Genomic DNA, 25,665 nt, shown 5'->3' on the forward strand with positions numbered 1-25,665 from the left:
GCACAGAAAATCTGCGCTAGGCTGGCGTGAGGTGCAAGATCACCTGCGTGTTATCACCCGGAGGCCGCGTGTAGGGAGAGCCGATGGCATACGGATTATCCGGTGTAGGCCAGCCAGTCCATTTGACTGTCGTGTACTCGAAGAACTCGATAGCGCCCAGCAGCGGAATAACCGGCAGTTGCTCCACCATGATCTTCTGAATGCCATACAGCGCCTGCTTCTGCACGTTCGGATCGGTCGAGGTGGCGTACTGGTTCAGGAACTGGTCTGTCGCTGTGTCCTTCCAGCGAGGCCAGTTGAGGCCGCCCTGACCAATGTTGGCGCTGTTCAAGATGTCGTTGAAGTAGTAGAACGGCGTTGGGCCATACAGCGCGCCAACCATCATGATCTGGTAATTCCCTGAACCGCGATCATTGAAGTACGAGTCGTCTGACACCTGATTGACTTTCAGGTCAATGCCAGCCGCCTTGAGGTTTTGCGCCGCGATTTGCAGGTTCTGCACATAATCGTTAAAGTCGCTTGGCACCTCTGCCGTGAACGACAACTTGCCGCCGTGCGGGTCAACAAAGATGCCATCTGAACCCTTGGTGTAGCCCGCGCTGGTCAGAATCTGCGCCGCCTTGTTGGGGTCTGGCGCGCCAAAGGTGAGACTCGCGTACTGCGGGTCCATGAAATCCTTCTGCCCAGCCGTCAGCCCGGTCGGGCTAATCACCGGCTCCAGCCCCGCCTCACCGGCGCTTGACATCTGCTGGCGATCCAGCGCGACGCTGATGGCCTGGCGAACTGGCAACTGGTTGAGCGGATAGATCGTCTGGTTCAGGATCAGGCTGACAGGAGCCACCGGGACCATATATTGATGGTTATGCGCGGAGTCTGCCTTCACAAACGTATTGACCGCAGGGCTGAAAACACCCGACCAGTCAACGGTATGACTTTGGAGCGCCAGGATCGCCGCCTGCGCGTTCCCAACCGCCTGATATTGCAGTTCGTCAACCTTCACCTTGTCGGCCTGCCAATAATCGGAGTTCTTGACCAGCGTGATAAGCTGCGCTGTGAAGCTCTTCAGCTTCATGGGGCCAGTGCCAATCGGAGTCGAGTTCACAAACTTGGTGGGATCGCCCGCAGTTTGCCAGGTATGCTGAGGCACGATGTTGACGCCCTCAATGTATGGCAGCAGGGGTACATTGGCTGTCTTGAACGTGAAGACGACCGTATTCGGGTCTGACTTCTCTACACTACTCAAGTAGCTCCACAGCGCGTTGCCATCTGCCGCCGGATACTGCTTGAGTAGATTGAAGGTGAACACCACATCATCAGCAGTGAATGCTTGCCCATCCGACCACTTGACCCCCTGGCGGATCGTAAACGACAACTGGGTGTTGTCACTGTTGAAGGTATGGGCGGTTGCCAGCATCGGCGTTTCCTGGCCGTTGATGGCGTCCACGAACACCATCGGCTCATAGATCATAAAGGTGCCATCATTGGGATTTGCCCCAAAGGGTGTAAAGGACTCGGTATAGCTGCCATTCGTATTGGCGATTGCCTTCAGGACTTTGGGGCCGGAATTGTTGGCGGGCGGGTTGCCGCACGCCGCGAGCAGAAGTGTAGCAACCACCAGGAAAATGAAGGATAGCGAGGCTGCTGTGCCTTTCGCCTTGAAAGACCGCAAGGGGAACGTATGGAAAGCCATACAAAACCTCCTCATGCCGGAGAATTTGATCACCTGTTTGATCGGCAAAATAGTCTTTGACTGAAAACCAGGGCAGCGACCACCGCGCTGCTGTGAACCACCAACCGGAGCCAACGAGCCAGAGATTCCCGCTCCTTTCTAGCATTTCCATGCCGGTCTAGTATTGCTCTGCTTGTTCTTCAGCCAGGCGCACGTGTATAAAACTCAATGCTTTTTCCCTGATTGGCTGTTGTAACGTAGTGTACCTGGTCCGTGTCCATTTGTCAAGACATCTAGACCACTATACCAGAAATACGATAAAATGAACCTGAGAAAAACGTTACCATGTTCCCGCTCAGGAAACTCAGAGGAGGGTCTATGACCTCACTGCTCGAACAAGAAATCGGGAGCCAGCCAGGGGTAATCGGCGATCTCCTGCGAGCTGAACTGCGCCACATGACCCATATCACCGCGCAGCTCCCCTCTTTTGATTACGCTTTGATCGCGGCGCGTGGCTCCTCAGACCACGCCGCCATCTATGCCCAGTATGCCTGGGCGGCGCTCGCCAGCTATCCGGTAGCCCTGGCCGCGCCATCCTTGCACACCCTCTATAAAACCGCGCCGCGCATGGCGGGCGCGCTGGTCGTGGGCATCTCGCAATCAGGCCAGTCGCCCGATATTATCGCCGTCCTGGAAGAGGGCAAAAGACAGGGACGGCCTACCCTGGCAATTACTAACGACGGCGGCTCTCCCCTCGCAGCCGCAGCAGATCATGTCGTGGAACTGCACGCTGGCCCTGAACAGAGTGTCGCGGCAACCAAAACCTACACCGCCCAGCTTGCCGTGATAGCTGCCTTCGCCGCTCTATGGAGTGGCAAGCAAGAGCGCCTGGCCGAACTGCAACAACTCCCCGAAACGCTCCAGACCACCCTACAGGGAACCGCTGAGATTGCCCAGCGCATTGAACGCTACCGCTATATGGACCAGTGCGTCGTGATCGGGCGCGGCTATAACTACGCAACCTCCTTCGAGTTGGCGCTCAAGCTCAAAGAACTCACCTACGTCATGGCGTCCGCCTATTCCTCGGCGGATTTCCGTCACGGCCCCATCGCCACGATTGAAACCGGCTCTCCCGTTGTCCTCATCATGCCAACGGGCATGGCGTTCGACGACATGCTTGACCTGGCAGAGTCGCTGCAAGCGCGCGGCGCAGAACTGCTCGTCATCTCCGAAGCGCCCCAGGCGCTCGCACTCGCCAAAACGCCGCTGCCAATCGCCGCATCTCTTCCAGAGTGGCTTAGTCCGCTCAGCGCCATCATCCCCGGCCAGACCCTGGCCCTTCATCTCACCCTTGCCAAAGGCTTGAACCCCGATCTCCCTCGCGGGCTTCAGAAAGTCACGCGCACCCTGTAAACACCTGTGCCAACATAGAACCTGCCTACACGCCAGGCGGTTGGTCCTGCGTCTGGCGGCGGCTTTTTTCTGGCTTTATCACCAGCGCGCGCTCATCGGGAGGGGCCAGAAGAACGCTCAGGCGCTCGCGCCAGGCATCCGTCGCAAAGGCAAGCGTTCCTCGGCAAATGGTGGCCTGAAGCTGGAACGCGCTGTCAAAGATGACCAGATCAGCATCGTAGCCAGCCTGTAACCGCCCTTTGCGCCCTGCGACACGCGCCGCCTGGGCCGGATTAAGCGTGAGCATGCCCACAACCTCCTGAAGCGACAAATCCCCCATCTGCACGATATTTCTAAGCGCCTGATCCATCGTCAGCACGCTGCCGGTAATCGTCCCATCGGCCAGGCGCGCAACACCATGAATCACCTGGGCTGGCTGTCCGGCAAAGGTGAAGGGACCATCGGGAATACCTGCTGCGGAGAGCGCATCCGTAATCACAATCGTGCGCCCTGGCCCCAGACTCTTCATCACGATACTCATCATGGCCGGGTGGACATGCAGGCCATCTGCAATCAACTCGCCATACACCTGGCTCGCCCCGGCAATCGCGCCCAGTGGGCCTGGATGGCGATGATGAAGCGGGCGCATCGCGTTGCAGCAGTGGGTGGCATGCGTAATCCCCAGTTCAATCGCTTCCTGGGTTTGTTCATACGTCGCGTCGGTGTGGCCGATACTCACGGTGACGCCAGCTTCGACGAGCCGCCGGATCATTGCCGCAGCGCCGGGCAGTTCAGGGGCCAGAGTGATGAGGCGCAAATGACCACCGGCCAGCGCCAGCACACGCTCAATCTCAGCGACATCTGGCAGGCGCAGCCATGATTGCATATGCGCCCCCCGGCGTTGGGCGCTGATATATGGCCCTTCCAGGTGAATCCCCAGCGGTTCAGCGCCAGATTCCTGAGCATCAATAGCCTCAACTGCCGCCTGCAACTGCGCTTCGGGCAGCGCGCCAGGCGTCCCGACTACGCCAATTAGAAACGAAGTGACACCTGTTTCCGGCGCCCAACGCATATAAGATTGAATCTCCCCGGCATCACTGGTATGTAAGTTATAGCCCCCTCCTCCGTGTGTATGCACATCAATAAACCCCGGCATCACGATCATATCCGTCGCATCAATGACCGTCCCTGCCAGCTCAGATGAAGTGCCTACCGCCTGGATGTGTGCGCCATCAAGAGAAATGTCGCCGTCGGGAAGTTCAGAAACGGCGTCCACCAGATGGACGCCATGTAACATCAATCTCATGAATGCTCTCTCCACTCGAACTGCTGCTGGTTCGCGTTATCGGGTGAAACGCTTCAGATTCCTCCCTTCCAGGCTTGACAGCCAGCAGATTATCTGGCATTATATTAGAAGATATGTGGTCTATACAACATACTAATTATACCACCTGCTGTAGTAGTACCATATCGGCGCAAGAAAATCAACCCTTCAATAACTCCAGGGCCTATGCTTACCGGCTGCTATCTCATATAATGCCTGGAGAGTTTGTGAACACGCTAGAAAGGTTGGGATGAGAGAGCATGAGTACTATTTACCGGCATAGCCCTGTCCCTCGCTATCATCAGTTGAAAGAAATCTTACGAGAAAAGATTCGCTCCGGGGAATGGAAGCCTGGCGACCTCATCCCATCTGAACGCGAATTAAGCGAAACCTATGGCATCAGCCGCATGACCACTCGCCAGGCCATCACCGATCTGGTGAACGAAGGCGTCTTCTACCGCGAGCAAGGCAAAGGCACATTTGTCACCCGCCACAAGATTACCCAGCAATTGATGCGCCTCACCGGCTTTACCGAAGATATTCGCGCGCGCGGCCAGCAGCCGAGTACAAAAGTGCTTTCGGTCCAGATGCGCCCCGCCACAGAGATCACCGCCGAAAAACTCCGTGTGAGTGTGGGCCATTTGATCTTTTGCTTGCACCGGCTGCGCCTCGCCGATGGTGAGCCGCTTGCCATCGAGCTTTCTCATATCAATTTCAAGGGCTGCGAAAAGCTGCTGGAAGAAGATTTGGAACAAAACTCACTCTATCGGCTGCTCGAATCGAAATACGGCGTGCCGCTCATGGAAGCCGAGCAAGAACTGGAGGCCGGGCTGGCAGGCAATGAAGAATCGCAAATCCTGAAAATCCCCGTTGGCAGTTCCGTTCTGTATACCCGCCGCACCACCTTTACTGACCGCTATCAGCCCATCGAGTACGCCAAATCTGTCTACTGCGGCAACAAATATATCTTCTATACCCACCTTCGGCGCGAGCAGTTGTTCTCTTAGAGCGCCTCACACAACCTCCGCACGAGCAGGGGCGGGGTTGTAGCGCCGTCCTTCCAGGCGGCAGGGGTGGGGCCAACCGTCGGTTGTGTGAGGCATTCTTAGTGAAATATCAGAGGATATTGAACGAGCAGAGAAGGGCAGGCAGCATGTCAGCCGATCCGAACGCGCGTCTTTCGCAGGGGCAGCCTTATAACCAACTCGCAACCGAACAGGTTAATCAGGCGACCAGGGAGATTGACCGCATGACGCCTCTGGAGATCGTCCGCGCCATGAATGCGGAAGACGCCAGAGTCGCGGGCGCTGTTCAGCAGGAATTGCCACAGATCGCCAGAGCCATTGAAGCGATTGCGGCGCGGCTGAGGCGTAGTGGTCGGCTGATCTATATGGGCGCTGGCACGTCGGGCCGCCTGGGCGCGCTCGATGCCTCGGAGTGTCCGCCAACCTTCAACACGCCCTCCGACATGATTATTGGCTGTATGGCTGGCGGCCCATCGGCCCTTACCAGGGCTATGGAGGACAAAGAGGACAGCGCCGAGTCTGGTAGGGCCGACGCGGCGCAGTTCAACATCACCGAGGCAGACGCGCTGGTGGGCATCACCGCCAGCGGGCGAACGGCTTATGTCCTTGGGGCCATCGCCTACGCCAGAGAACAAGGCGCGCTGACCATTGGCCTGGCCTGCAACGCTGGCACACCGCTGGAACAGCAGGTAGACATCATCATCGCGCCAATCGTCGGGCCAGAAGTCATCAGCGGCTCGACACGCCTGAAAGCAGGCACTGCGCAGAAGATGGTGCTGAATATGCTCAGCACCGGCGCGATGATTCTGCTGGGCAAGACGTTCGGCAACCTGATGGTAGATGTTCAGCCGACTAACCAGAAACTCCATCAACGCGCTTTAGAGATCGTGCGGCAGGCTACCGGACTGGAGCAGGATGCCGCCGAGGCCCTGCTCGTGGCTTCAGGCGGCGAGGTCAAGACCGCCATCCTCGCAGCGCGCGCCAACATCGAGCCGGAGCAGGCCAGAGCGCGCCTTGCCGCACATGGCAGCATTCTTCGCGCAGCCCTGGACGCGCGCCCATGACCAGCATTTCAGCCGATAAACATCCCAATCCTCATTTCCTGGGCATTGACGGCGGCGGCAGCAAAACGCTGGCCGTGATCGTAGATGCGCAGGGCATCGAGCGCGGGCGCGCGCTGGCTGGCAGCGCAAATTACGCGGCTGTCGGCGTCGAGCAAGCCATCAAACATCTCCACGCGGCGGCTGAGCAGGCAGCAGCCTGCGCCGCCTGCCGATTGCCTCTCAAGGCCGCGTGGCTTGGCCTGGCAGGCGTTGATCGGCCCGGCGATCTGGCTCTGCTCCTCCCCTGGCTTCAGTCGCTGGCCGACTTCATCCGTCTCACTAACGACGCCGAACTCCTGCTGAGCGCCCTGGATGACGCCGTTGGCGTGGCGCTCGTCGCGGGAACCGGCTCAATCGCCCTGGGGAGAGACGCGCGCGGCGTTATCACGCGCGCTGGCGGTTGGGGGCATATCCTGGGGGATGAAGGCAGCGGCTATGACATAGGCCGCCTGGCCTTGCAGACGGCAACACGCGCTGCCGATGGCCGGGGCGAGGCCACCGCTCTGCTGGAGCATATCATGACCCATTGGAACCTTGATAGACCAGACGATATGATCGGGCGTGTCTATAACAACGATGACAAAGCCGAAATCGCGCGCCTCTCGTCCCTGGTCTTCCTGGCGGCCCGCGCCGGAGATCACGCGGCGCGCAAGATTACGCGGCACGCCGCAGATGAACTGGCCCTCGCAGCCATCACCGTTTGCAACGCTCTTGATTTCTCAGGCGGGCGCGTTGCTCTGGCGCTTGGCGGAGGACTGTTCCTGCACGAAGCCGCTTTCCGCAGCCAGACGCTGCGCCGCATCCGCCGCCGCCAGCCCCTTGGCCGCGTTGCTATCGTTGATCAGCCCGCGCTCAGCGCCGCCCGCGCGGCTATCCACCTGGAAACGGCCAGCACATGGGCCAACAAGCCAGCGCACAATGTCTCTCAAAGGAGATAACCCACATGCCAGGAGACACCACCGGAATGACCCTTGAGCAGCAAATCGGCCAGCTTTTTATGGTTGGCTTCGACGGAACCAGCGCCTCGCCAGGGATCATTGACCTGATTCAGCGTTACCATGTTGGCGGCGTCATATTTTTTTCGCGCAACATCGCCAGCGCCCAGCAGGTCTCGGCGCTGACTCGCAGCCTGCAAGGAGCAGCAAAGGCAGCCGGGCATCGTTATCCCCTGCTCATCAGCATTGACCAGGAAAACGGCATGGTGCGGCGGCTGGGGCCGGATATGACCGCCTTTCCGGGCAGCATGGCCCTGGGCGCCATCGGCTCAGAGCAGATAACCTATGACGTGGCCCAGGCCACCGGCGAAGAACTCAAAGCCGTCGGCATCAACATGAACCTCGCGCCAGTTGCCGATGTCAACAACAACCCTGCCAATCCGGTCATCGGCGTGCGCTCGTTCGGCGAAGACCCCCAGCAGGTGGCCCGACTCACCGCCGCTGCGGTGCGGGGCTATCGCGCTGCTGGTATTATCACTGCGATCAAGCACTTTCCGGGTCATGGCGACACCGCAACGGACTCTCATCGCGCCCTGCCAGTTGTCCCACACAGCATGGAGCGCCTGTCTGCCGTCGAACTCGTCCCCTTCAAGCGCGGCATCGAGGCGGGCGCAGACACGGTAATGATCGCGCACATCTCCCTGCCCGCCATTATGCCGCCCGATGGGCTGCCTGCCACCGTATCGCCCGCCGTCATACATGACCTGCTCCGCGAGCAGCTTGGCTATGAGGGCGTCGTCATCTCCGACTGTATGGAAATGGACGCCATCACCAAAACCGTTGGCGCTGAACAGGGATCGATACTGGCGCTGAAGGCTGGGACCGATCTGGTCCTGGTCTCGCATCGCTATGACCGCCAGCGCGCCAGCATCGAGGCCGCACTAGCCGGAGCCAGATCAGGCGCGCTCCCCCCGGAAACCATCAGCCAGGCCGTAGAGCGCGTGCTGCGCCTCAAGCAGCGCCTTGTATCCTGGGATGACGCCCTGCCCGCCGCGCCGCCAGCCTGGGCCGGCAGCGAAGCACACCAACAGCTTGCTCAGCGCGCCTACGAACAATCAACCACCCTCGTCAGAAACGAAGATGCGCTGCTGCCGCTCCGCCTGGACCCGTCAGATGCGCTTCTCGTCCTCTTGCCCAGGCCCACTACTTTTTCCCAGGCTTCAGACAAAGCGCATCATCACAAGTTCTTTGCTGAAATCATCCGCCAGCGCCACAACGCGGTAAACATCCTCTCTCTTTCTCCTCAGCCAACCGAGGCCGAATACCAGCGGGCGCTGCAAGCCGCCAGGAGTGCAAAAGCAACCATCGTGCTCACTATGAACGCCAATCTGGACAAACACCAGACACAACTTATGCAAGCCTTGCTCCAGACAGACGCACCCGTCATAGGCGTTGCTGTGGGCAATCCGTATGATTTGCTGGCTTTTCCGGCCCTGCGCACCTATCTCGCCACCTATGAATACACCCAGCCAGCCCTGGCGGCGGCGGCGCGCGTCCTCTTTGGCGAAATACAACCGCAAGGACGCTTGCCGGTGAGCCTCCCAGGACTGGCATAGATCAGAAACCATTTGCTGATGGGAATGGGCCTTGCCTGTTGTTGTTGAAACTGCTATACTCCCATTACGCCGACCAGGCAAAGCTCACAGGGGAGGAAAAATGTCGTGGCACAAGATGGGCAAGAAATTGCTGGCTACAAGCTGCTCAAGAAAATTGGCGAAGGTGGCATGGGGCAAGTCTTCCTTGCCGACCAGCTTCGTCTGAAGCGCCAGGTTGCCATCAAACTGGTGCATCTGGATGTCAAAGCCGATGTCCCGCCTGGGGGCGCCGAACCGGCGGAAGAGTTGACACGCGAGGCCGAGGCGCTGATGGCGCTGGAGCATCCGCATATTTTATCGCTGTATGATACCGGACGCGAGGGGGACACCGCCTATCTGGTAATGCCCTACATTCCTGAAGGCTCGCTTCAGGACGCGCTGCGTTCTGGGCCACGCCAGCAGCTTCACCTCCCCTTGCCGCCTGGGGAAGCTCTGCTGTATATCGAGCAGGCTGCATCCGCCCTCCAGTACGCGCATGACCGCAACTTCATCCACCGCGACGTGAAACCAGCTAATTTTCTGATTCGTTCGCTTTCACGCTCCAGCGGAGGCGGGCGTGGCATGAAGCGTCTGCACCTCTTTCTCGCCGATTTTGGCCTTTCCAAGTTTCTCGCCTATTCCACCAATACCACCCACCTCTCCGGCACGCCCACCTACATGGCTCCAGAGCAGTTCCAGGGCCACGCCAGCCCTGCCAGCGACCAATATTCGCTGGCGATCCTCTTCTTTTATCTCTTGACCGGCGATCTCCCCTATCGCGGCTCGCCCGTTGAACTCATGTTTCGTCATCTAAACGACGCCCCCCCATCTGTCGCCTCCCTGGTGAAAGGCATCCCTGAATCGCTTGCCAGCATCGTCCAGCGCGGCATGGCAAAGACACCAGAGGAACGTTATCCATCCGTAGGAAGCATGGCGGAGGCTGCCCGTGAGGCGCTGGCGGAGGCCGGCCTGGTCCCTTCGCACGACTCTTTTCCCATCATGCCAGCCGTTCGAGCCGCTGACCTGCAATCGGAAAAGCCCAGGGAAAAGCCCAAAGAATCCGGGCAAGATATTCCCCTGGCCCCGACGGCTGTGCTGGGGTCTTCAGGGGTGTCCTCTGCCGCCACCATCATCACCGACGATCTGGTAACATCAAGAGACCCTGTGGAGCCGAAGGCGCAGGCTGCCGAGAGTTCGCTGCCCACGATTGCAGGAAAGGTGGACGAAGGGTCACTTCCGACGCTTCCAGTCGAAAAACCCAGTCAGCCCCCCAAAGCGCCCAAAGGCGACAAACCAGCTTCGGAGGGTCGGCCACGCCGACGCGGTTTGATGGTCGCACTGGCCGCGCTGGCTGCCGTCGTGCTGTTGGGCGCTGTCCTGGGCGGCGGAGCGTTCATGCAAATAGGCCCATTCCAAAAGAGTACGCCGCAAAATAATACACCCGTCGCTCAGATTACTCAGCAGCCGACATCTGCGCCAACCACCACAGCCACGCTCGGACCAACACCCACACCCACGCAAGTGTTGGCAGCCGACCTTCTCACCCGCATCCTCGCGCAAAGCCCATTCGTCACCGTTGATCTGAACCAGGGGTCTGGACCGTGGGACGGGCCAGCCCTGCTTGATAAAAATGGGCGTGCTGATCTGCGTACCCCACCAGGCAGAGTAAATCTTACAAATGGCATCCTGACCTACAGCGCCCGGACGTTCCCGACTCCCCTGGCTATCGCCGTTGATTTGACGGCGGCATCCGACCGAGAGTTCTATATCCTGCTGGATACCACTACTACCGGAAAGAGCGGCCATCTCTATTATCGCCTGCGATTCACCAACAGCGCAGCCCCGCAGGCCGCGCACTCAACGAATAATAGAAACTTTACTAACGATGGCACAGCCTCCGGTGGAAGCACAGCCTGGACCGATGGTAAGAAGCATACGCTTATCCTCGTACTGGACGGCACACGCCTCTTGTCCTACTTCGATAACCATCCTCTGGTGGACGCGAAGATTCCTCTGCCTAACGCGCAGGCAAGGCTCATCCTGGCTACCCGCGACTTTGCCTCGATAACAGGGATTCGCGCCTACCGCGTTCCGCAGACGACATAAACCCCGTAGCGCCGCCGTCTCAGCGGCCACTCGTAGCGCCGCCGTCCCGGCGGCCCAACGCTGGCCCAGGCGCGCGCTGCCCTTTCACGCAGTTCGCCGGGCGCCTGTGCTGGCACACATGCTGCGGGAAACCACCTGTAGCGCCAGAAAGGGGGCGCTCTCCATGCGTGTTGTTCGCTGGCTCCTCTCCTTGCTGCTGGGGTATGCGCTTGGCTCGTTCCCTTCCGGGGTGATGATCGGGCGCTGGAAGGGCGTTGATGTGCGCCGCTATGGCAGCGGCAGAACCGGCGCAACCAACGTGCTGCGCATCCTCGACCCTCGCAGCGCCGGACTGGTCGCTGTTCTGGATATACTCAAGGGCGCGCTGCCGGTATTGCTTTCGCGCGCGCTCTTCAAGCCGCGCGACGATTGGAACGACGCAGCCGCAGGTATGGGAGCAGTTCTCGGACACACACGCTCGATCTTCCTGCGCTTCCGGGGTGGGCGCGGCGTCCTGACCGCTGGCGGCGCGATGCTGCCCATGAACCCGTTCATCACCTGGACCGCCCTGATAGCTGCCGCTGTGCCTATCGCCCTGACGCGCTATATCTCGTTGGGATCGATGATCGGCGTCTCCAGCCAGGCGGTGATGTCACTGTCTCTGGCGCTCAGTAAACGCGACTCCTGGGCGCACTTCGCTTACGCCCTCGTCAGCAGCGCCTGGGTGGTTGCCGAGCATCATGATAACATCCGGCGGCTGCTCGCAGGCACAGAGCGCAAAGTCGGCGAGAAAGTCCAGATCAAGCTGGAAACGGCTCAAACAGGCGCCTGCTCTGATAGCTCCTCTTTGCCCACCCAGGCGCGATAAGCGTTGATCTGCTCGCGTTTTTGCCCTGCCGACCAGCCAAGCTGAAGGGCCATCAGTTTCGCCACATCTCCAGCAACGTCAGCGCCTCGCTGGCGATCTTCAATCGCCAGGCGCGTGCGGCGCTCCATCATATCTTCCAGTTTCAGCGCCATCTCAGCGCGGCAGGCATACGGCGCCTCCGCCCGAATATAGGGCAGATCAGGCACAATGCGCCGCGCCAGGCTGGCATCGTGATCGATCAGATCAAGCACCGCCAGCGCCTCACCGCCATAGTACAAGCCAAGATGCTCCACAATATCCGCGCCCAGCCCCAACGCGCGCGCCCGCCTGGAAAGCTCCTCAGCAGCTTCCGACCAGCGTTCGGCCCCCAGCAGCAGCAAATGCTCGGTGGGATGCCGAATTGGCAGATGATCACGCCGCGCCAGGTGATCAACCGTATCCTGGCCCATCCGACGCCAGGTCGTCAGCTTCCCGCCGACAATCGAAATCAGGCCGTTAGGGTGTTCCAGAATCGCGTGGGTGCGCGACAGATTCTTGCCCTGCGTCTTATCGCGCGAACGGACCAGCGGGCGATACCCCGCAAAGGTGCTTACCACATCATCCTGGGTCAGATGCACGTCCAGATAGCGGTTCACATGCCGGATAAGATACTCAATGTCTTCCTGGCTGGTGGTGGGATGATCGAGATCGCCAGCGCCCGTATCGGTAGTCCCGATAATCGCCCGGCCCTCCCAGGGGATCACAAACAGGATGCGGTTATCTTCCGTCTGCGGCAGAACAATCGCCATCTCCTCCAGCCGCAGGCGCTCGCGTGAAACCACCAGATGCACGCCCTTGCTCGGCTGCACCTCAATTTGGGCTGCTCCGCCCGTCAGCGCCTCAATCCGTTCTGCCCAGACACCGCCCGCATTCACAAAATGGCGCGCCTGAATCGTCAACTCGCGCCCCGTCAGCTTATCGCGCACCTGCGCGGCAGAAAGCTTACCATCGCGCTGCTGGAAACCGATCACTTCCGCGTGGTTGGCAATGGCCGCGTTCCAGCGGGCCGCCGTTCGCAGCCCCACCAGCGTTAAGCGCGCGTCATCAAGCTGGGCATCGTAATAGGTGAAAGCATTCCGCAGCTTTTCAGGCTTCAGCGCCGGAGCCAGCCTCAGTGCTTCTGCCTGGCTGATGCGGCGGTGGCGCTGAATGTTCCGACGTCCGGCCAGCGCATCATAAAGGTGCAGGCCAATATCCAGCACCCAGCTATTGCCTATGCCGCCTGGCAGCGTCACCGGCAAGCCCACCGGATGGCGATCACCCTGATACATCGGCAGCACAAAGCCCATCGGGCGCACCAGAAACGGCACATTCTCCAGCATCAGCCCGCGCTCAACCAGCGCCTCATGGATCAGGCCAAAATCGAATTGGGGCAGATAACGGATGCCCCCATGCGCCAGCTTCGTTGATTTACTGCTGGTGCCGCTGGCAAAGTCGCTGCGCTCCACCAGCGCCACCGAATAGCCGCGTGTAGCCGCGTCAAGCGCAACGCCTGCTCCCGTAATGCCACCGCCGATGACCAGCACATCAAAAGGTTCGCGGGCCATCCGTTCGAGATATTCGCCGCGCGCCGCAGCCGAAAAGGTTTCCATGCTCTTTTGGGCGCGGGTACCCACTGCCGAGAGAAGTGGGAGGAAGCGCCCCCTCCTTTCGCATAGTTGACTTTCCACCTGCGTATCCTTATCCTCATACACCAGCAACAGACTCTATTTTCCACACACCTACAACGAGCAACTCCCTTTCCCAGCCACCACGCAGCAGGAAACACAGGCCGTTCAGACCTCGCGGGTAGTACGGCCACGCTCCTCCATCTCAGGGCCAGCCGCTCCTGGTTGCTCTCGGACGGTTCTGCCGCGTTCTTCAAGGGCGCTCGCTGCTTGTTCGTGGCGCGCCACCAGAACCGAGTGAATGCCCAGGTCATAGACCAGCGCCCCAATGACACCGCCGACGAGCGGCCCGACAATCGGCACCCACATATACCCTCCTGGGCCGGGAATAGCGAGCAGCCCATAGCCAACGGTGAACGCGAACAAACGCGGGCCAAAATCGCGCGCCGGGTTAATCGCATACCCTGCATTCAACCCAAAGGACAGGCCAATTGCCACCACGATCAAACCAATGATAAAAGGCGCGAGGTTCGATTGCACTGGCTGGTTCAACAGATCAACCACAGCAAAAATCAGGCCCACCAGCAGCGCCGTTCCCAACACCTGATCGGCGAATCCGGCCAGGTTCGAGACGGTCGCGGGAGGATTACCCGGAATCTGCAACGAGTTCGGGAACGTGTAGAGAATCTTCGCTGACAAAATGGCCGCGTTGTTGGCTGTCACGCCGCGAATGATATGATTCGCGGCTTCATAGTTCGAGATAAACCAATTGTAGTTGAAGTACACCATCGCCGCGCCAGCATACGCCCCCAGGACTTGAGCAATCCAGTATGGGACGACCTTCGCCCAGGGAAACTTCCTCCGCAAAGCAAAGGCCAATGTGACCGCCGGATTGATGTGCGCGCCAGTCACCGCGCCAGCCACATAGACGCCCAGCATAACACCCAGACCCCACCCCAGGGAAATCACCATCCAGTTATTGAACAGGGGATTGTTGAACCCCGTACCGGCTCCCAGGGCGATTGCCACAGCGCCATCGCCAAAGAGGATCAGCACCATCGTACCCAGAAACTCAGCTATGAGTTCCCCCCAGATGCTGCCCAGGAACCTGTTCGCGCGAACACGATCAATGTTGAGCAATGAGCCTTGCATGTCTTGTTCTCCTAAAGAAGCTGTATGTATCGCCGTCTCAGCGGCCACTTGTAGCGCCGCCTTCCAGGCGTCCATCCGCCTGTACCGCCGCCGTCCCTGGCGGCGAACCGCCGCGCTCGCGCGGACGCTGCCCCCTCCAGGCAAGCGCCACGCTTGTTCAGCAAGTGGTATTACCTAAACAGTAAGGGCCTCGCGTTTTTGCTGCTGCGGCGTCTCCCAGTTGCGGGAGCGATCCACCGCCCGCTTCCAGTTCGCGTATAGTGCTTCGCGCTGATCTTTGCCCATGCGCGGCTCAAACACCTGATCGAGCGCCCAGTGTTCGATCAGTTCCTGCTGATTACGCCAGAAGCCCGTCGCCAGGCCAGCCAGATACGCCGCGCCCTGCGCCGTCGTCTCGGCGACCCTGGGCCGCTCCACTGGCACGCCCAGAATATCCGCCTGGAATTGCAGCAGCAGATTATTGGCAACCGCGCCGCCATCCACGCGCAGCCGCCGCAGCGGCTCCTGGCTGTCCAGCGTCATCACTTCAGCCACGTCGCGGGTCTGATAGGCTATCGCTTCCAGCGTGGCTCTGGCGATATGCCCGGCAGTCGTCCCGCGTGTCAGGCCGACAATGGCGCCGCGCGCCCGGTCATCCCAATAGGGCGCGCCCAGCCCCACAAAAGCCGGAACCAGATAGACCCCGCCATTATCCGGCACAGTACTCGCCAGACCCTCCACCTGGCTGCTGCTCTTGATAATCCCCAGGCCGTCGCGCAGCCACTGCACCGCTGCCCCGGTGATAAAAATGCTCCCCTCCAGCGCGTAGGTCACATTGGGTCTGGCCGCATCCCCCAACCCCCAGGCGATGGTTGTCAGCAAGCCGCTGGGAGAAGGGACCGGCTTGCCGCCCGTGTTCATCAACATAAAGGAGCCAGTACCATAGGTATTTTTAGCCTGGCCCGCTTCATAACACACCTGGCCGAACGTAGCCGCCTGCTGATCGCCCGCGTCCCCGGCGATCTTGATCGGCCCACCAAAGAACTCCGAGGCCGCTTCTCCGTAGACGGCGCTCGATGGCATCACCTGCGGCAGCATCTGGCGTGGCACATCCAATTCGTTGAGGATGACATCATCCCAATCCAACCTCTGGATGTTATAGAGCAGCGTGCGCGAAGCGTTAGAAAAGTCGGTGACATGCGCCTTGCCCTTCGTAAGCCGCCAGATCAAGAAGGTATCAACGGTGCCAAACAGAACCTCGCCCCGGCGGGCGCGTTCGCGCGCGCCCGGCACATGATCCAGAATCCATTTGACCTTCGTACCCGAAAAGTACGCATCTGTGACCAGGCCAGTGCGCGCCCGAATCTCTTTATCAAAGCCCTTCGCCTTCAGTTCATCGCAGATCGGCGCTGTCAGACGGCTCTGCCAGACAATCGCGTTGAAGATCGGCCTGCCGGTATCGCGCTCCCACACAATCGTCGTTTCACGCTGATTGGTAATGCCAATCGCGGCAATATCCGCAGCAGACGCGCCCGCGTTGTTTACCACCTGCCGCGCCACCTGAAGCTGCGAGTTCCAGATGTCCTCCGGGTCATGCTCGACCAGCCCTGGCCTGGGGTAAATCTGCGGAAACTCCTGCTGCGCCGTCTTCACAACAGCGCCATCGTGATTAAAAAGGATCGCGCGGGAACTGGTTGTACCCTGGTCCAGCGCCAACACATACTGAGGCATAACAAACCCTCCTGCTTCTCAGAATCTCTCAGCGCGCCAGCGATCAAGCTGGGCGCTTCGGAAATCCGGCAAGGAGTATGCCAGGGAGTATGCCTACGAGCAGCGCCGCTTTTCGTGAGCCTCGTCGGTGAGGCGCCCGGAAGGCGGCGCTATCAGCGGTATCCACAAGCATTCAAGAAGATCGGGTATCACCCGACGATCTCAATGCTGGTGGCGTTGATGGTCCTGCCCTGACCAGTGCAGGAGCCAACGACGTAAATCTTGGAGCCGACGACAACGGCGCTTACCGTAGCAGAATGACCATTCTGCGTGTAGCGAGTCCTTGAGTTGATGTGGATGGTGGCGGTGCTGCCATCCGACCTGGTAACGGTGATGGTCCTGCTGTTCACCTTTGAGACGACCAGTTCGCCATTACACTGGCCCGGCGTGCCTGGTCCGACAGTTGGCATCTGGCGGGTATCCACCCCGCCGGGCTTTGCGCCCTTTGCTGCCTGGACCTGGCTCGCGCCGAGCGTTGACCCCAGGAACGCGCCCATCCCCAGGGCAAGCGTCAATGCGAGGGCGATGCCCCCCCACCGAAGACGCCTGCGACCCCTCTGGCGTGGCGCAGGCGCCTGGGCAAACGAGGACACTGCTGGCTCTCCAAAGTCTTCCATTCATATCCCCCTTGAAGAAGCAACTGATGCGGCGAACGTACTCACCGCATTGCCGCATCGGTCGCACATTTTACGCCTTTGTCGGGAAGAGCCGAACAACAGTGTATGGGAAAGGAGCTAGTTTTTTGACGAAGGGTGAGGCGCTGGCAAAGACAGGCGTCTCTGGACAAAAACAGCGCGCTCACCTCAGAGATGAGCGCGCGTGAGGCTGCATGCTCGCTAACTCGCGTTCCTGTTTATAAATGGCTATACAGCGGTGTTATATCAAATCTGCATGAAGAGGAGCGTTTTATTTGTAGCGCCCGAAGAAGCGTCTCCAACCCTTGCGAGGCGCTGGCATTTCGGCGCGTTCCAGGCCCAGCAGGTCTTCAATCGTAGTGATTGCCTCTTGAGCATCGGGCAGAGTGCGCCTTGCCTCCGGCGTGAGCGCGGTGGAAGCGCCCACGTCTCCTGGCGCTTTCCGGCGGGCAGCCGAGAAAAGCGCGGGCTGCAACGCCGCGCATCGTTCACAGAGAATCTCTACGCGCGGCGCCAGCATTGGCTGCATGCCGGGGCCATGTCCGGCGTGGGTTCGCTCCTCCAGGTGGTCAATACAGCAGGCGGCCCCACAGCTTCGGCAGACCGCTGCCGCCGATGTCGAAACGCCAGCGCGCAGGCACAGGTAACAGTTCATCAACGCCTCTCCTTTCCCACGCCACGCGGAGCGAGCGATCCCGTTCTTTTCTTCTCCACCGTTTCTGGAACGGTAACAGATGGGCTATGCGCTGTCAAACGTTCAGGACATTTTCCTTATCAGCCTCAGCGATGCTGCGCGCCTTCTCTTGCAGCGGACTCGTATAGCGGCGCAGCGCGGCCCAGCGCCACGCAATCCAGCCTGTCAGCAGGAAGGTTGCCAGCCCGCCGGTCACGATAGCAAAGGGCGCGCCCAAAAAAGCCGCCACCAGCCCGGCCTCTAGCTCGCCCAGTTGCGGGCCAGCGTCTGCCAGGAGCATATGGATGCTCGACATACGCCCCCGCACGTAATCGGGCGTCAGCGTGTGGCGAATCGTCGCCCGAATAATCGTAGAGACCGTATCGCCTGCGCCCGTCAGGCCAAAGAGAAGATACGAAAGCGCGAAAAACGGCGAAAGCCCGAAAAGCGCCGTCGCCAGCCCATAGGCCGCCACACTTCCCAGCATCGTCAAGCCTTGCCGCCGAACGTCCCGACGCAGCGACAGAATGACGCCCGTCGAGACAGCCCCCACCGGCTGAGCCGTCGCCAGCAGCCCATAGCCCTGCACGCCCACATGCAGCACGCGATCCGCCACGATGGGCAGCATCGTTCGCGCCGACGAAAAGAAGGTCGCGTAAAAGTCAACCAGCATCGTACCCCAGATTAGCCGCGTGCCCCGTACAAAGCGCAGACCCTCCGCCAGCGAGCGCCAGCTAATCTCGGATCGCTCTACGCCTGCCTGCCCACGATAGCGCAGCGCCCACACCGCGCCAAAGACCGCCACAAACGAAAGGGCATTGAGGGCATAGACCAGACCAATCGCCAGATGAGCGATGGTCACGCCTGCCAGCGCCGGGCCAATGATCGTGCCGATCATCCAGATCAGCGAGTTCAGGCTCACGGCGTTGGTCAGATGCTCGCGGGGGACCAGTTGAGGCACAAGCGAGTTTTGGGCAGGCTCATCGAACGCCTCGATAGCGATACCGGCTGCCGTCAGCAGATAGAGCGCGATCAGCGTAATATGCCCCGTCAATGTAATTGCTGCCAGCACAGCGGCGATAGCCACCGAGCCAATATTGCACCATAGAATCAGTTTGCGGCGATCAAAGCGATCTGCCAGCAGCCCGCCGAGCAGCGCGAAGGTGATGATAGGGAAGACGCGCACCAATCCCAGCAGGCCCAGCCCCAGCGCCCCGGCGCTCACGGATACTTGATGCCCAAAGAATGTGGGGGTATAGGTTGTCCCTTGCAGCAGTTGATAGACGTGCCAGTTGATCGCCACCACCTGCATCTGCGAGCCGGTAGAAGAGATCAGTTCGCCGCCCCAAAAGAGCCGGAAGTCCCGATGCCGCAGGGCCGCCAGGCGAGGCGTAGTCGTGTTCGCGCTCACAATCGCCCCTCCAGTTCGCGCATCTCAGCGTTTGGCACGCGACAGGCGTTCTGGATAGAGCAGGGCATGCGGCAAAGTCTCCTGACTGGCAAAGTTGGCAGCGCGATGAGGAACGGGCGTTCCACAGGCTCACAGCATATCATGCCCCGCGCCAGGCTGTCAAGCCAGTTTCACGGCCAGGAGAGACCCATCGGGTTCGGAATGGGAACCCCGCCCCTTTCCACGATCAGCCCGCTCAATGGCCTGACAAGCTCAAGGAGCCGGGCCAGCTTCTCTTCTCCTAAATGACGCCAGGGCGGCATAGCTAACTCGTTGGTACGCTCCTCGATAGCATTCCGGCCAGCCCAACCACGCTCCGTGAGTTTGCCTGTTTCGTCGAGCCAGCCTCGGCTCACCAGGCGCACCTGCGCGGCTTCCCACTCCTCATCGCTCCAGCCGCGACTGGGCTGGACCGTCTCCCTGGGCGCGCTGCCAGCCCCCACCAGCGTCAGGTGCGCTTCGCAGCCATCCAGTCCCTCAGCCAGCAGGGCGGCCACATGGCCGTCGCCTCGGAACTCGCGCAGCAGCGTCGCCGCGTGCCAGAGCGCCAGATGGGCCGCCGCAGGCCAGGGCAGCGCGAGATGCGCCGCAAAAAGCGGGCGGCCAGCCACGCTGCATCCCTCAATCGCCTGGCGCGCCAGATCAGCCGCTTCAGCCATCTCAGGGGCGCTTACCCGCTCGCCCAACAGTCGGCGCAGCGCCGCGTCGGCCCCCTCGAAGCGAGCCGCAAGCACCCGCTCAGGCGTCGAAAACTGCCAGGCATCGGGAATAGCCCGCGCCACCATGCGCGGATGAAAATTAAAGAAGGTCGCGGCCACTACGTTCGCCGACACCGGCCCCATCGCCGCCGTCCGCGAAGCAAAGTAGCCCATCCAATAGCCCTTCAGGCCAGCGGCAGTATAGCCTTCGCGGGCCTCCGGGGCAAAATAAACCATCGCGTGATATGGCTCCAGCGTCTTCCACGCCAGCCGGGCGGGATGCTGCTCCCAGGTGTTTGATGCAGATATGCTGCTCAAGATGATGCCTCCAATCCATTTTCCATATAGACTACTTCAGCCGGAGCGCCGAGGAAGACGCCCAACCGATCAGCCTCCTCCTGGATACTCCCCTTGATGGCGGCATCCAGCGAAATAAAGGGATCAATTCGTACCACCACCCGCTGGCTGCGCTTCTCGTGCCGCCAGACTCCAGCAATGCGACCACGCGCCAGCAGCACCGGAGAAATCCAGCCCGACTGCCGGGAAATCTGATCTTTGACTGAACCAGGGAGCAGATGCTCAATATGAGGAAGGACACCAATCAGGTAGGCATCAAATCCAGGCAGCAGGCGCGCTGGTGGTGGAAGGGGCAGATTTCCCACCTGTTCGATCATCGAGGTCAACGCCCACGCTTTCCAGCCGTCAACCGAAACCTCCGTGATCTCATCACCAAGCCGACGGAATGCCTCCCGAACCTCGCGGAGATACCTCGACCCCCACCAGTGCGCAAAATCTTCAGGCGTCGCCGGGCCATACGTGGCAAGATAACGCCGCGTAATCGTGATTAGCATCTCATCCGCATCATAATCCTGCCAGGAGCCTATCCATTGGTCAGGCCGAACAAAGGTCACATGCTGCTCTTGCTTCGGCCCGAAACAGAGATAGCCATGATACGCCGCAGGCTTGAGCAGTTCGCCCCACCCGGAGCGCAGTACCGCTTCCACCTGCGCCAGGCCGGTAACACGGGCCACTTCTGCCGCCAGTTGCTCGCGGGTCAGGCAGCGTCCATCAAGCGCGATCCTCACCCTCTCAATGATCGCCAGAAGCTCCTCGCTGCTGAGGTTGTAATATTTCAGCCACGCGCCCGTAATACGGTGGCGAGTTCGCAGCGCAGCGGCCACCAGCGGAAACTCTGCGGCATCGAATAGATGTAGCGTCCCGCGCATAGACCACGTTTTGACGAGTGAACGCTGCTTCCAGAGCAGTGCTGACAGCGTATCTGATGGCATATCCTGCACACGCGCCCACAGCACAAGCTCCGCTGACGAAAGCACCTGGGCCTGAATACCAATAAGCGCGCCCGCGACTTCAAGCAGACGCTCAAAGGCCACTCGCTCGCTGAGATGGTGCTGCACCAGTCGCCAGGCGCAAACTTGCTCCCAGGTCAGTACAAAAGGGTGCTTCACTCCAACCCCATCAATCTACCAGATCTCCTGGCGCTTCATACAGGCCGCTTGAACACGCAGAGATACGTGGATGTCCACCTATCTTTCCAGCCCGCAGCCGGGTTAGTGATCTGAATGTCTCCATTATCCCCACTATTACGGGCTGAATGGAGACCAACTCCCAGCCTTGCCGCCCAAAGTCATCCAACAGCGGCATCAGCGCCTGGGCAGCATACATGGGAAACTTCTGCCCAGGCCATTTCTCTTGCAGAAATGACGCCTGCTGCCTGGCATCAGCCTCCAGGTACACAACCAGATGCTCCCAGGTAACGACATCGGCTGCCATGCTGTTTTCCTCGCTTCCCACGTGTACCGCCGCCGTCTCGGCGGCCATTCGTACCGCCGAGCCTGCGCGGACGTTGCCTCTTGCAGCGCAACGTTCCGGCAACCCAACGACGGGCCGCCGAGACGGCGGCGGTACGAGCTACAGCGACCATCCTTTTAGCATCGATTACGGCGTGATGCGCACTTCCAGTGGGCCAGGGTTCCCCGCCTGCTCCTCCTTGAACATATTGCGCACCAGCACTGCCCAGTGCTGCGCAGGCACATCCTTCGCTCTCGCGCTGCCTGGCGCTGCATGCCCGTTGCCGTCTGCCATCTCCCCTGGCAGCAGCGTCGGGCCAATAGCAGCCAGCGGCACGCGCAGTTCGGTCTTTTCCGCGAAGTCCAGCGCAAAGCGTTTCACCTGGCCGCCGCCAACCACGCGCGCCAGCCCATCTGGCAGGCAGACGTGCGCCACCAGACACGGCTCGTAGCGCGGCACACGAATCACCAGATCGAGCGCGTCGCCCACCTTGAAGACCGGCGCGGGCCTGCCATCCTTCTCCAGCGAAACCTCCACGTTCAGCGCGCTCTGGAAGGTATTCCAGTCCTCCACCAGTTCCGCCGTCACCTCCACCGTCAGCACACCCTTCAGGCAGGCTACCGATTCCACTCGCTCGGTGGACTCGATGGCTTCCGCCAGCGTCATCTGCTTGCCATTCAGTTCCAGCGCGTCCGCGCTGCCGCCGGTCACGCCAATGCCCGCCTCGCGCAGACCAATCATCAGCGCCAGCATCGCTCCCGTATCAACGGTGCTATAGAGAATGCCCGCTTCGTTAGTCTGGCTGGTCAGATAATTGGTCGCTTTGATGACCAGCGGCAGATCGCGTGGTTCGCCTCCCGCCAGCAACGCGGCAGCCGCATAAGCCGTCTCCTCGCGTGAGCCGACGGCAGCGCCATGCAGCAGATAGGACGGCTGATCGCGCGGCACACGGACAACTGTTTGCCCATCCTGCTCGCTCAAACGGCTGCGAACATACTCAGCCGCCTGCGCCTTCTTGGCGGCGCTGGGGCTGCTTGCCAGAAGCAGATAGGCGTCGTGGCAGTCGTTCACCCGCTCCGGCGGATACGTGATTTTGTAGACTTTGGCGGCGTCGCTTGCCATGCGACGAATCTCATTGAGAGCTTCGGCCATCGCCTGGCTGATCCCGCTCAAATGCTCTGGCCTGGGCAAATTCAACTGATGCCGCGTCCCGCCCGGCGCGTAATGATGGTCTGGCCCCCTGCCGCCGCCTTCATTCGGGGGATACATCGTATAACCCCTTCCCGGCAGATACATGCTCTGAATGCGCTTGACATAGGCCAGCGACGAGCTTTCGTATTCGTCGCGCAGTTCAGGCGTATCCAGGTTGGCGACATAGCCCGCCACCATCGCCAGCAGCTTGACCGAACTCTGCTCGATGCAGCCATGCGGATACGCGCAGGCCCCCTGCACAAAGACCTGGAAGGGCCGCTCCAGCCCCGGCAGCACGCGCAGGCTTTGCGCGCCAGCCTCTGCTCTGGTCAGCGTCTCGCCCGCCGTCAGCAGGCGCGTGCGCTTCACGATAGAGCGTATCTGCCCCGGCGGCGTCACAAAGCGTTCGCTCACATCCGCCTCGCCCGTCACCGCATCCTTCACAATCGCCGTAAATGCCCCTGGCTGCGCGGGGAAGCGCACCACCGCGCCGCTCTTGACCTCTTCGCCTGGCGCAAGGCGGCGACCATCCACCCACAGCGGTACTGGCTCGCCATCGCGCTGCACCTCCACGCGCGCCCGGCCACTGGCCGCGCCAACATACAGCGTCCCCTGCGCCTGATCGCCAGGGGAGACGAACGGCGAAAGCGTCAGATCACCATAAACGGGTAGCTGCGCCTCAAGCTGCGCCTCCTCGCGCGCCCAATCCAGCCCGGCCAGCCCAAACGCCTCGATACTATACGTCGTCAGTGCGTCGCCCAGCTTCACCGCCACCTCAGCCTGCCCCTTGACATACACGATGCTGTTGTGAATCACCTCTGGAAACTCGACGCGAATCGGCGTGAGTTCGGCCTTCGCGGCCTGGGCAGGCTCGGCAGCACTCTTCTCAGGACTGATAGTAATAGCCCGCGCCATGACCTCGTAGGGCGCAGCCTGCGGAGCAGCCGCTACCATTGCCATAGCCCGGCCACCCATGCGACCCCATCCGCCCCTTCCCGCAGGCGCGGCGGGCGGCATGCCAGCAAATGTCATCATAGGAGGCGCGGGCGGCAGGGGCGGCTCGTAGCCAGCGGCGTAGAGACTGGCCCCTGGAGCGCCGATACCTAGCCTGCCACGCTCTGTTGTCAGCGCCGCCTTGATGCGCGCCGCCAGTTCCACCTGCGGGTCGCTTGGCGTGATCAACCGCTGATCTTTGATAATCACCTGCACCGGCACAACCTGATCAGGCCGGTTTGTGCGCAAGATGATTTTGACGCGCTCGCCCGGCTTCGCTTTGCTGGGCGCTCTCGTCTCCAGTTTCAGACCGCTGGGACGGAGAGCGGCGCACCAGCCTTCCCAGGCTTTGCCCTTCACAAACGCCCCCACCAGCAGCAGGCCATACGGCGCGGGTACAGTGAGCGTCAGCCGCGCGCCCGACGCGATATTCGCCTGCGTCTTGATCTGGGCTGTCTCGCCTGTGGTGGGCGCAATCATCACCGCGCGCAGCAGATCAACCTGCTCGCGCGCCACCAGTTCCACCTCTTCGCCTATCACCTGGCTCACCAGAAAGGGCGACGTATTCATACCGCGCGGCGAAACGTACAGGCCCCGGCAGACCTCCGCGCCGGGCAAAGGCAGCAGACTCATCTCCTGCGCCTGCCCTAGTTCGCTGATCGTCAGCGTCTCGCGGCGCTCCTGCTCGGACCCCTTCAGAGCCACCGTCGCGGTGCGCTCGCCCGCGACCACATTGAGGGTATAGGGACCAGCCCCGGTCAGTTCAACCTTGCCGGAGCAGCGCCCCCGCGCATCGGTCATCAACTGCTGGCGTTTGCCCACGCGCTGCCCGCGCTCCTGAAGCTCAACCTCCACCGCGCCGCTGTACGGCTGCCCAAAGGCGCGCAGCAGCAACGTGTAACTGAGCGCGCTGCCCTCCAGCGTCTGCCCCACCAGATCAGCCGTCAACGGGGCTAGGCGATACTCAGCCACCTCAAAGCGGCATGATCCCGCCTCAGTCCCATCCAGGCTGGCCTCGTATTCGCCTTCTGGCAAGCCAGCAATAGAACGCAGGCAAACGCCATACTCGTCAAGAGCAATGGCATAGCTGGCGTAGTGATTGCCGCTCAGCCGAAGGGTCAGCTTCAATTCCTGATTGGGGCGCTGCGGCGAGGCGATCAACAGGCGCACGGCATCTTTGCCCGCCCGATACAGCGCCTTGTCGCTGGTCAGCGAGATCAGGTCGGGGCAGATAAACGAACTGCCCGCGATTTGCGCGCCCGGCAGCGTCACCTCTTGCTCGCCAAGAAAGACTATCGCGCCGCCCCGCTTGAACTCATCAATCGTAGCCTGACTAAAACCCAATTGGTCAACGCCGCGCACTGCCTCCTCGATCCAGCCAGGCCGGAAAAAGGCGAAACGCTTACCGACCATCACCAGATCGCCTACGCGCTGGGCCAGCCGCCAGCCATCCAGCGTCACACGCTTGTCGCGCAGCCCGGCGGATGGGGGGGTTCCCTCGTCTGTCGTCTCTGCCATCATATCTCTCCGTTTCTCTCTCTATCTCCTGGAAGGACGACTGATTGCCACCTGTGATTCCCCAAACAACACCATGCCTATCCAGTCTACCAGAGCAAAGCAAAGATAACAAACGA

General features: G+C 60.7%; 19 protein-coding genes. 7 read left to right on the top strand and 12 right to left on the bottom strand.

Annotated features, from left to right (window positions below):
• Positions 1-16 precede the first annotated feature (16 nt).
• Positions 17-1,690 (bottom strand): ABC transporter substrate-binding protein, encoded by a 1,674-nt coding sequence (locus tag VH599_12335; protein ID HEY7349092.1) that lies wholly within the window; start codon positions 1,688-1,690, stop codon positions 17-19.
• 357 nt (positions 1,691-2,047) lie between these two features.
• Between VH599_12335 and VH599_12340 the strand changes: the two genes are divergently transcribed.
• Positions 2,048-3,082: an SIS domain-containing protein gene (locus tag VH599_12340; protein ID HEY7349093.1), complete on the top strand. Its 1,035-nt coding sequence runs from the start codon at positions 2,048-2,050 to the stop codon at positions 3,080-3,082.
• A gap of 25 nt (positions 3,083-3,107) precedes the next feature.
• On the opposite strand, the gene nagA is transcribed toward VH599_12340, so the two are convergent.
• The gene (nagA, locus tag VH599_12345; GenBank protein HEY7349094.1) at positions 3,108-4,367 is read right to left on the bottom strand and encodes an N-acetylglucosamine-6-phosphate deacetylase; all 1,260 of its coding nucleotides are present in this window, start codon (positions 4,365-4,367) and stop codon (positions 3,108-3,110) included.
• Between the two features lie 278 nt (positions 4,368-4,645).
• On the opposite strand from nagA, the gene VH599_12350 reads away from it, so the two are divergent.
• From VH599_12350 to plsY, 6 genes are all read left to right on the top strand, one after another.
• Positions 4,646-5,392 (top strand): GntR family transcriptional regulator, encoded by a 747-nt coding sequence (locus VH599_12350; GenBank protein HEY7349095.1) that lies wholly within the window; start codon positions 4,646-4,648, stop codon positions 5,390-5,392.
• 146 nt (positions 5,393-5,538) lie between these two features.
• Positions 5,539-6,474, top strand: coding sequence for an N-acetylmuramic acid 6-phosphate etherase (gene murQ / locus VH599_12355; protein HEY7349096.1), 936 nt, complete (start codon positions 5,539-5,541; stop codon positions 6,472-6,474).
• Complete coding sequence (locus VH599_12360; GenBank protein HEY7349097.1) at positions 6,471-7,451, top strand: BadF/BadG/BcrA/BcrD ATPase family protein; 981 nt, start codon at positions 6,471-6,473, stop codon at positions 7,449-7,451. The genes murQ and VH599_12360 overlap by 4 nt, the downstream gene beginning before the upstream one ends.
• 5 nt (positions 7,452-7,456) lie before the next feature.
• The gene (nagZ, locus tag VH599_12365; protein HEY7349098.1) at positions 7,457-9,064 is read left to right on the top strand and encodes a beta-N-acetylhexosaminidase; all 1,608 of its coding nucleotides are present in this window, start codon (positions 7,457-7,459) and stop codon (positions 9,062-9,064) included.
• A gap of 105 nt (positions 9,065-9,169) precedes the next feature.
• Positions 9,170-11,188 carry a serine/threonine-protein kinase gene (locus VH599_12370; GenBank protein HEY7349099.1) on the top strand — a complete coding sequence of 673 codons (2,019 nt, stop codon included), beginning with the start codon at positions 9,170-9,172 and terminating at the stop codon, positions 11,186-11,188.
• 163 nt (positions 11,189-11,351) lie between these two features.
• Entirely contained in the window at positions 11,352-12,035 is a 684-nt protein-coding gene (plsY, locus tag VH599_12375) for a glycerol-3-phosphate 1-O-acyltransferase PlsY (protein ID HEY7349100.1), read from the top strand.
• Here the strand turns inward: plsY and VH599_12380 are convergent.
• The 10 genes from VH599_12380 to VH599_12425 all read right to left on the bottom strand — a co-directional run bounded on the left by VH599_12380 (position 11,984) and on the right by VH599_12425 (position 25,552).
• Entirely contained in the window at positions 11,984-13,666 is a 1,683-nt protein-coding gene (locus tag VH599_12380; protein HEY7349101.1) for a glycerol-3-phosphate dehydrogenase/oxidase, read from the bottom strand. The two genes, plsY and VH599_12380, sit on opposite strands and share 52 nt — an antisense overlap.
• Before the next feature lie 183 nt (positions 13,667-13,849).
• Positions 13,850-14,833: an MIP/aquaporin family protein gene (locus VH599_12385; protein HEY7349102.1), complete on the bottom strand. Its 984-nt coding sequence runs from the start codon at positions 14,831-14,833 to the stop codon at positions 13,850-13,852.
• Positions 14,834-15,007: 174 nt separating this feature from the next.
• Positions 15,008-16,543 (bottom strand): glycerol kinase GlpK, encoded by a 1,536-nt coding sequence (glpK, locus tag VH599_12390; protein ID HEY7349103.1) that lies wholly within the window; start codon positions 16,541-16,543, stop codon positions 15,008-15,010.
• 188 nt (positions 16,544-16,731) lie between these two features.
• Positions 16,732-17,199 (bottom strand): hypothetical protein, encoded by a 468-nt coding sequence (locus tag VH599_12395; protein ID HEY7349104.1) that lies wholly within the window; start codon positions 17,197-17,199, stop codon positions 16,732-16,734.
• Positions 17,200-17,488: 289 nt separating this feature from the next.
• Positions 17,489-17,872, bottom strand: a complete 384-nt coding sequence (locus tag VH599_12400) for a DUF2180 family protein (GenBank protein HEY7349105.1) — start codon at positions 17,870-17,872, stop codon at positions 17,489-17,491.
• Between the two features lie 94 nt (positions 17,873-17,966).
• A complete protein-coding gene (locus tag VH599_12405) occupies positions 17,967-19,301 on the bottom strand; it encodes an MFS transporter (protein HEY7349106.1) in 1,335 nt (444 codons plus the stop codon).
• 170 nt (positions 19,302-19,471) lie between these two features.
• A complete protein-coding gene (locus VH599_12410) occupies positions 19,472-20,356 on the bottom strand; it encodes a hypothetical protein (protein ID HEY7349107.1) in 885 nt (294 codons plus the stop codon).
• The gene (locus VH599_12415; GenBank protein ID HEY7349108.1) at positions 20,353-21,504 is read right to left on the bottom strand and encodes a winged helix DNA-binding domain-containing protein; all 1,152 of its coding nucleotides are present in this window, start codon (positions 21,502-21,504) and stop codon (positions 20,353-20,355) included. Before VH599_12415 ends, VH599_12410 begins: the two co-directional genes overlap by 4 nt.
• Before the next feature lie 10 nt (positions 21,505-21,514).
• A complete protein-coding gene (locus VH599_12420) occupies positions 21,515-21,829 on the bottom strand; it encodes a hypothetical protein (GenBank protein ID HEY7349109.1) in 315 nt (104 codons plus the stop codon).
• A gap of 165 nt (positions 21,830-21,994) precedes the next feature.
• Positions 21,995-25,552: a hypothetical protein gene (locus VH599_12425; GenBank protein ID HEY7349110.1), complete on the bottom strand. Its 3,558-nt coding sequence runs from the start codon at positions 25,550-25,552 to the stop codon at positions 21,995-21,997.
• Positions 25,553-25,665 lie beyond the last annotated feature (113 nt).

It is taken from the genome of Ktedonobacterales bacterium, from assembly GCA_036557285.1.
GTDB lineage: Bacteria > Chloroflexota > Ktedonobacteria > Ktedonobacterales > DATBGS01 > DATBHW01.

Bases quoted from the DNA above. Each gene is read 5' to 3' on its own strand.
- VH599_12385 (HEY7349102.1), bottom strand. From the start codon at position 14,833: ATGCAAGGCTCATTGCTCAACATTGATCGTGTTCGCGCGAACAGGTTC.
- VH599_12335 (HEY7349092.1), bottom strand. From the start codon at position 1,690: ATGGCTTTCCATACGTTCCCCTTGCGGTCTTTCAAGGCGAAAGGCACA.
- VH599_12340 (HEY7349093.1), top strand. From the start codon at position 2,048: ATGACCTCACTGCTCGAACAAGAAATCGGGAGCCAGCCAGGGGTAATC.
- VH599_12425 (HEY7349110.1), bottom strand. From the start codon at position 25,552: ATGATGGCAGAGACGACAGACGAGGGAACCCCCCCATCCGCCGGGCTG.
- VH599_12360 (HEY7349097.1), top strand. From the start codon at position 6,471: ATGACCAGCATTTCAGCCGATAAACATCCCAATCCTCATTTCCTGGGC.
- glpK (HEY7349103.1), bottom strand. From the start codon at position 16,543: ATGCCTCAGTATGTGTTGGCGCTGGACCAGGGTACAACCAGTTCCCGC.
- VH599_12420 (HEY7349109.1), bottom strand. From the start codon at position 21,829: ATGGCAGCCGATGTCGTTACCTGGGAGCATCTGGTTGTGTACCTGGAG.
- murQ (HEY7349096.1), top strand. From the start codon at position 5,539: ATGTCAGCCGATCCGAACGCGCGTCTTTCGCAGGGGCAGCCTTATAAC.
- VH599_12350 (HEY7349095.1), top strand. From the start codon at position 4,646: ATGAGTACTATTTACCGGCATAGCCCTGTCCCTCGCTATCATCAGTTG.
- VH599_12380 (HEY7349101.1), bottom strand. From the start codon at position 13,666: ATGGAAACCTTTTCGGCTGCGGCGCGCGGCGAATATCTCGAACGGATG.
- nagA (HEY7349094.1), bottom strand. From the start codon at position 4,367: ATGAGATTGATGTTACATGGCGTCCATCTGGTGGACGCCGTTTCTGAA.
- VH599_12395 (HEY7349104.1), bottom strand. From the start codon at position 17,199: ATGGAAGACTTTGGAGAGCCAGCAGTGTCCTCGTTTGCCCAGGCGCCT.
- plsY (HEY7349100.1), top strand. From the start codon at position 11,352: ATGCGTGTTGTTCGCTGGCTCCTCTCCTTGCTGCTGGGGTATGCGCTT.
- nagZ (HEY7349098.1), top strand. From the start codon at position 7,457: ATGCCAGGAGACACCACCGGAATGACCCTTGAGCAGCAAATCGGCCAG.
- VH599_12400 (HEY7349105.1), bottom strand. From the start codon at position 17,872: ATGAACTGTTACCTGTGCCTGCGCGCTGGCGTTTCGACATCGGCGGCA.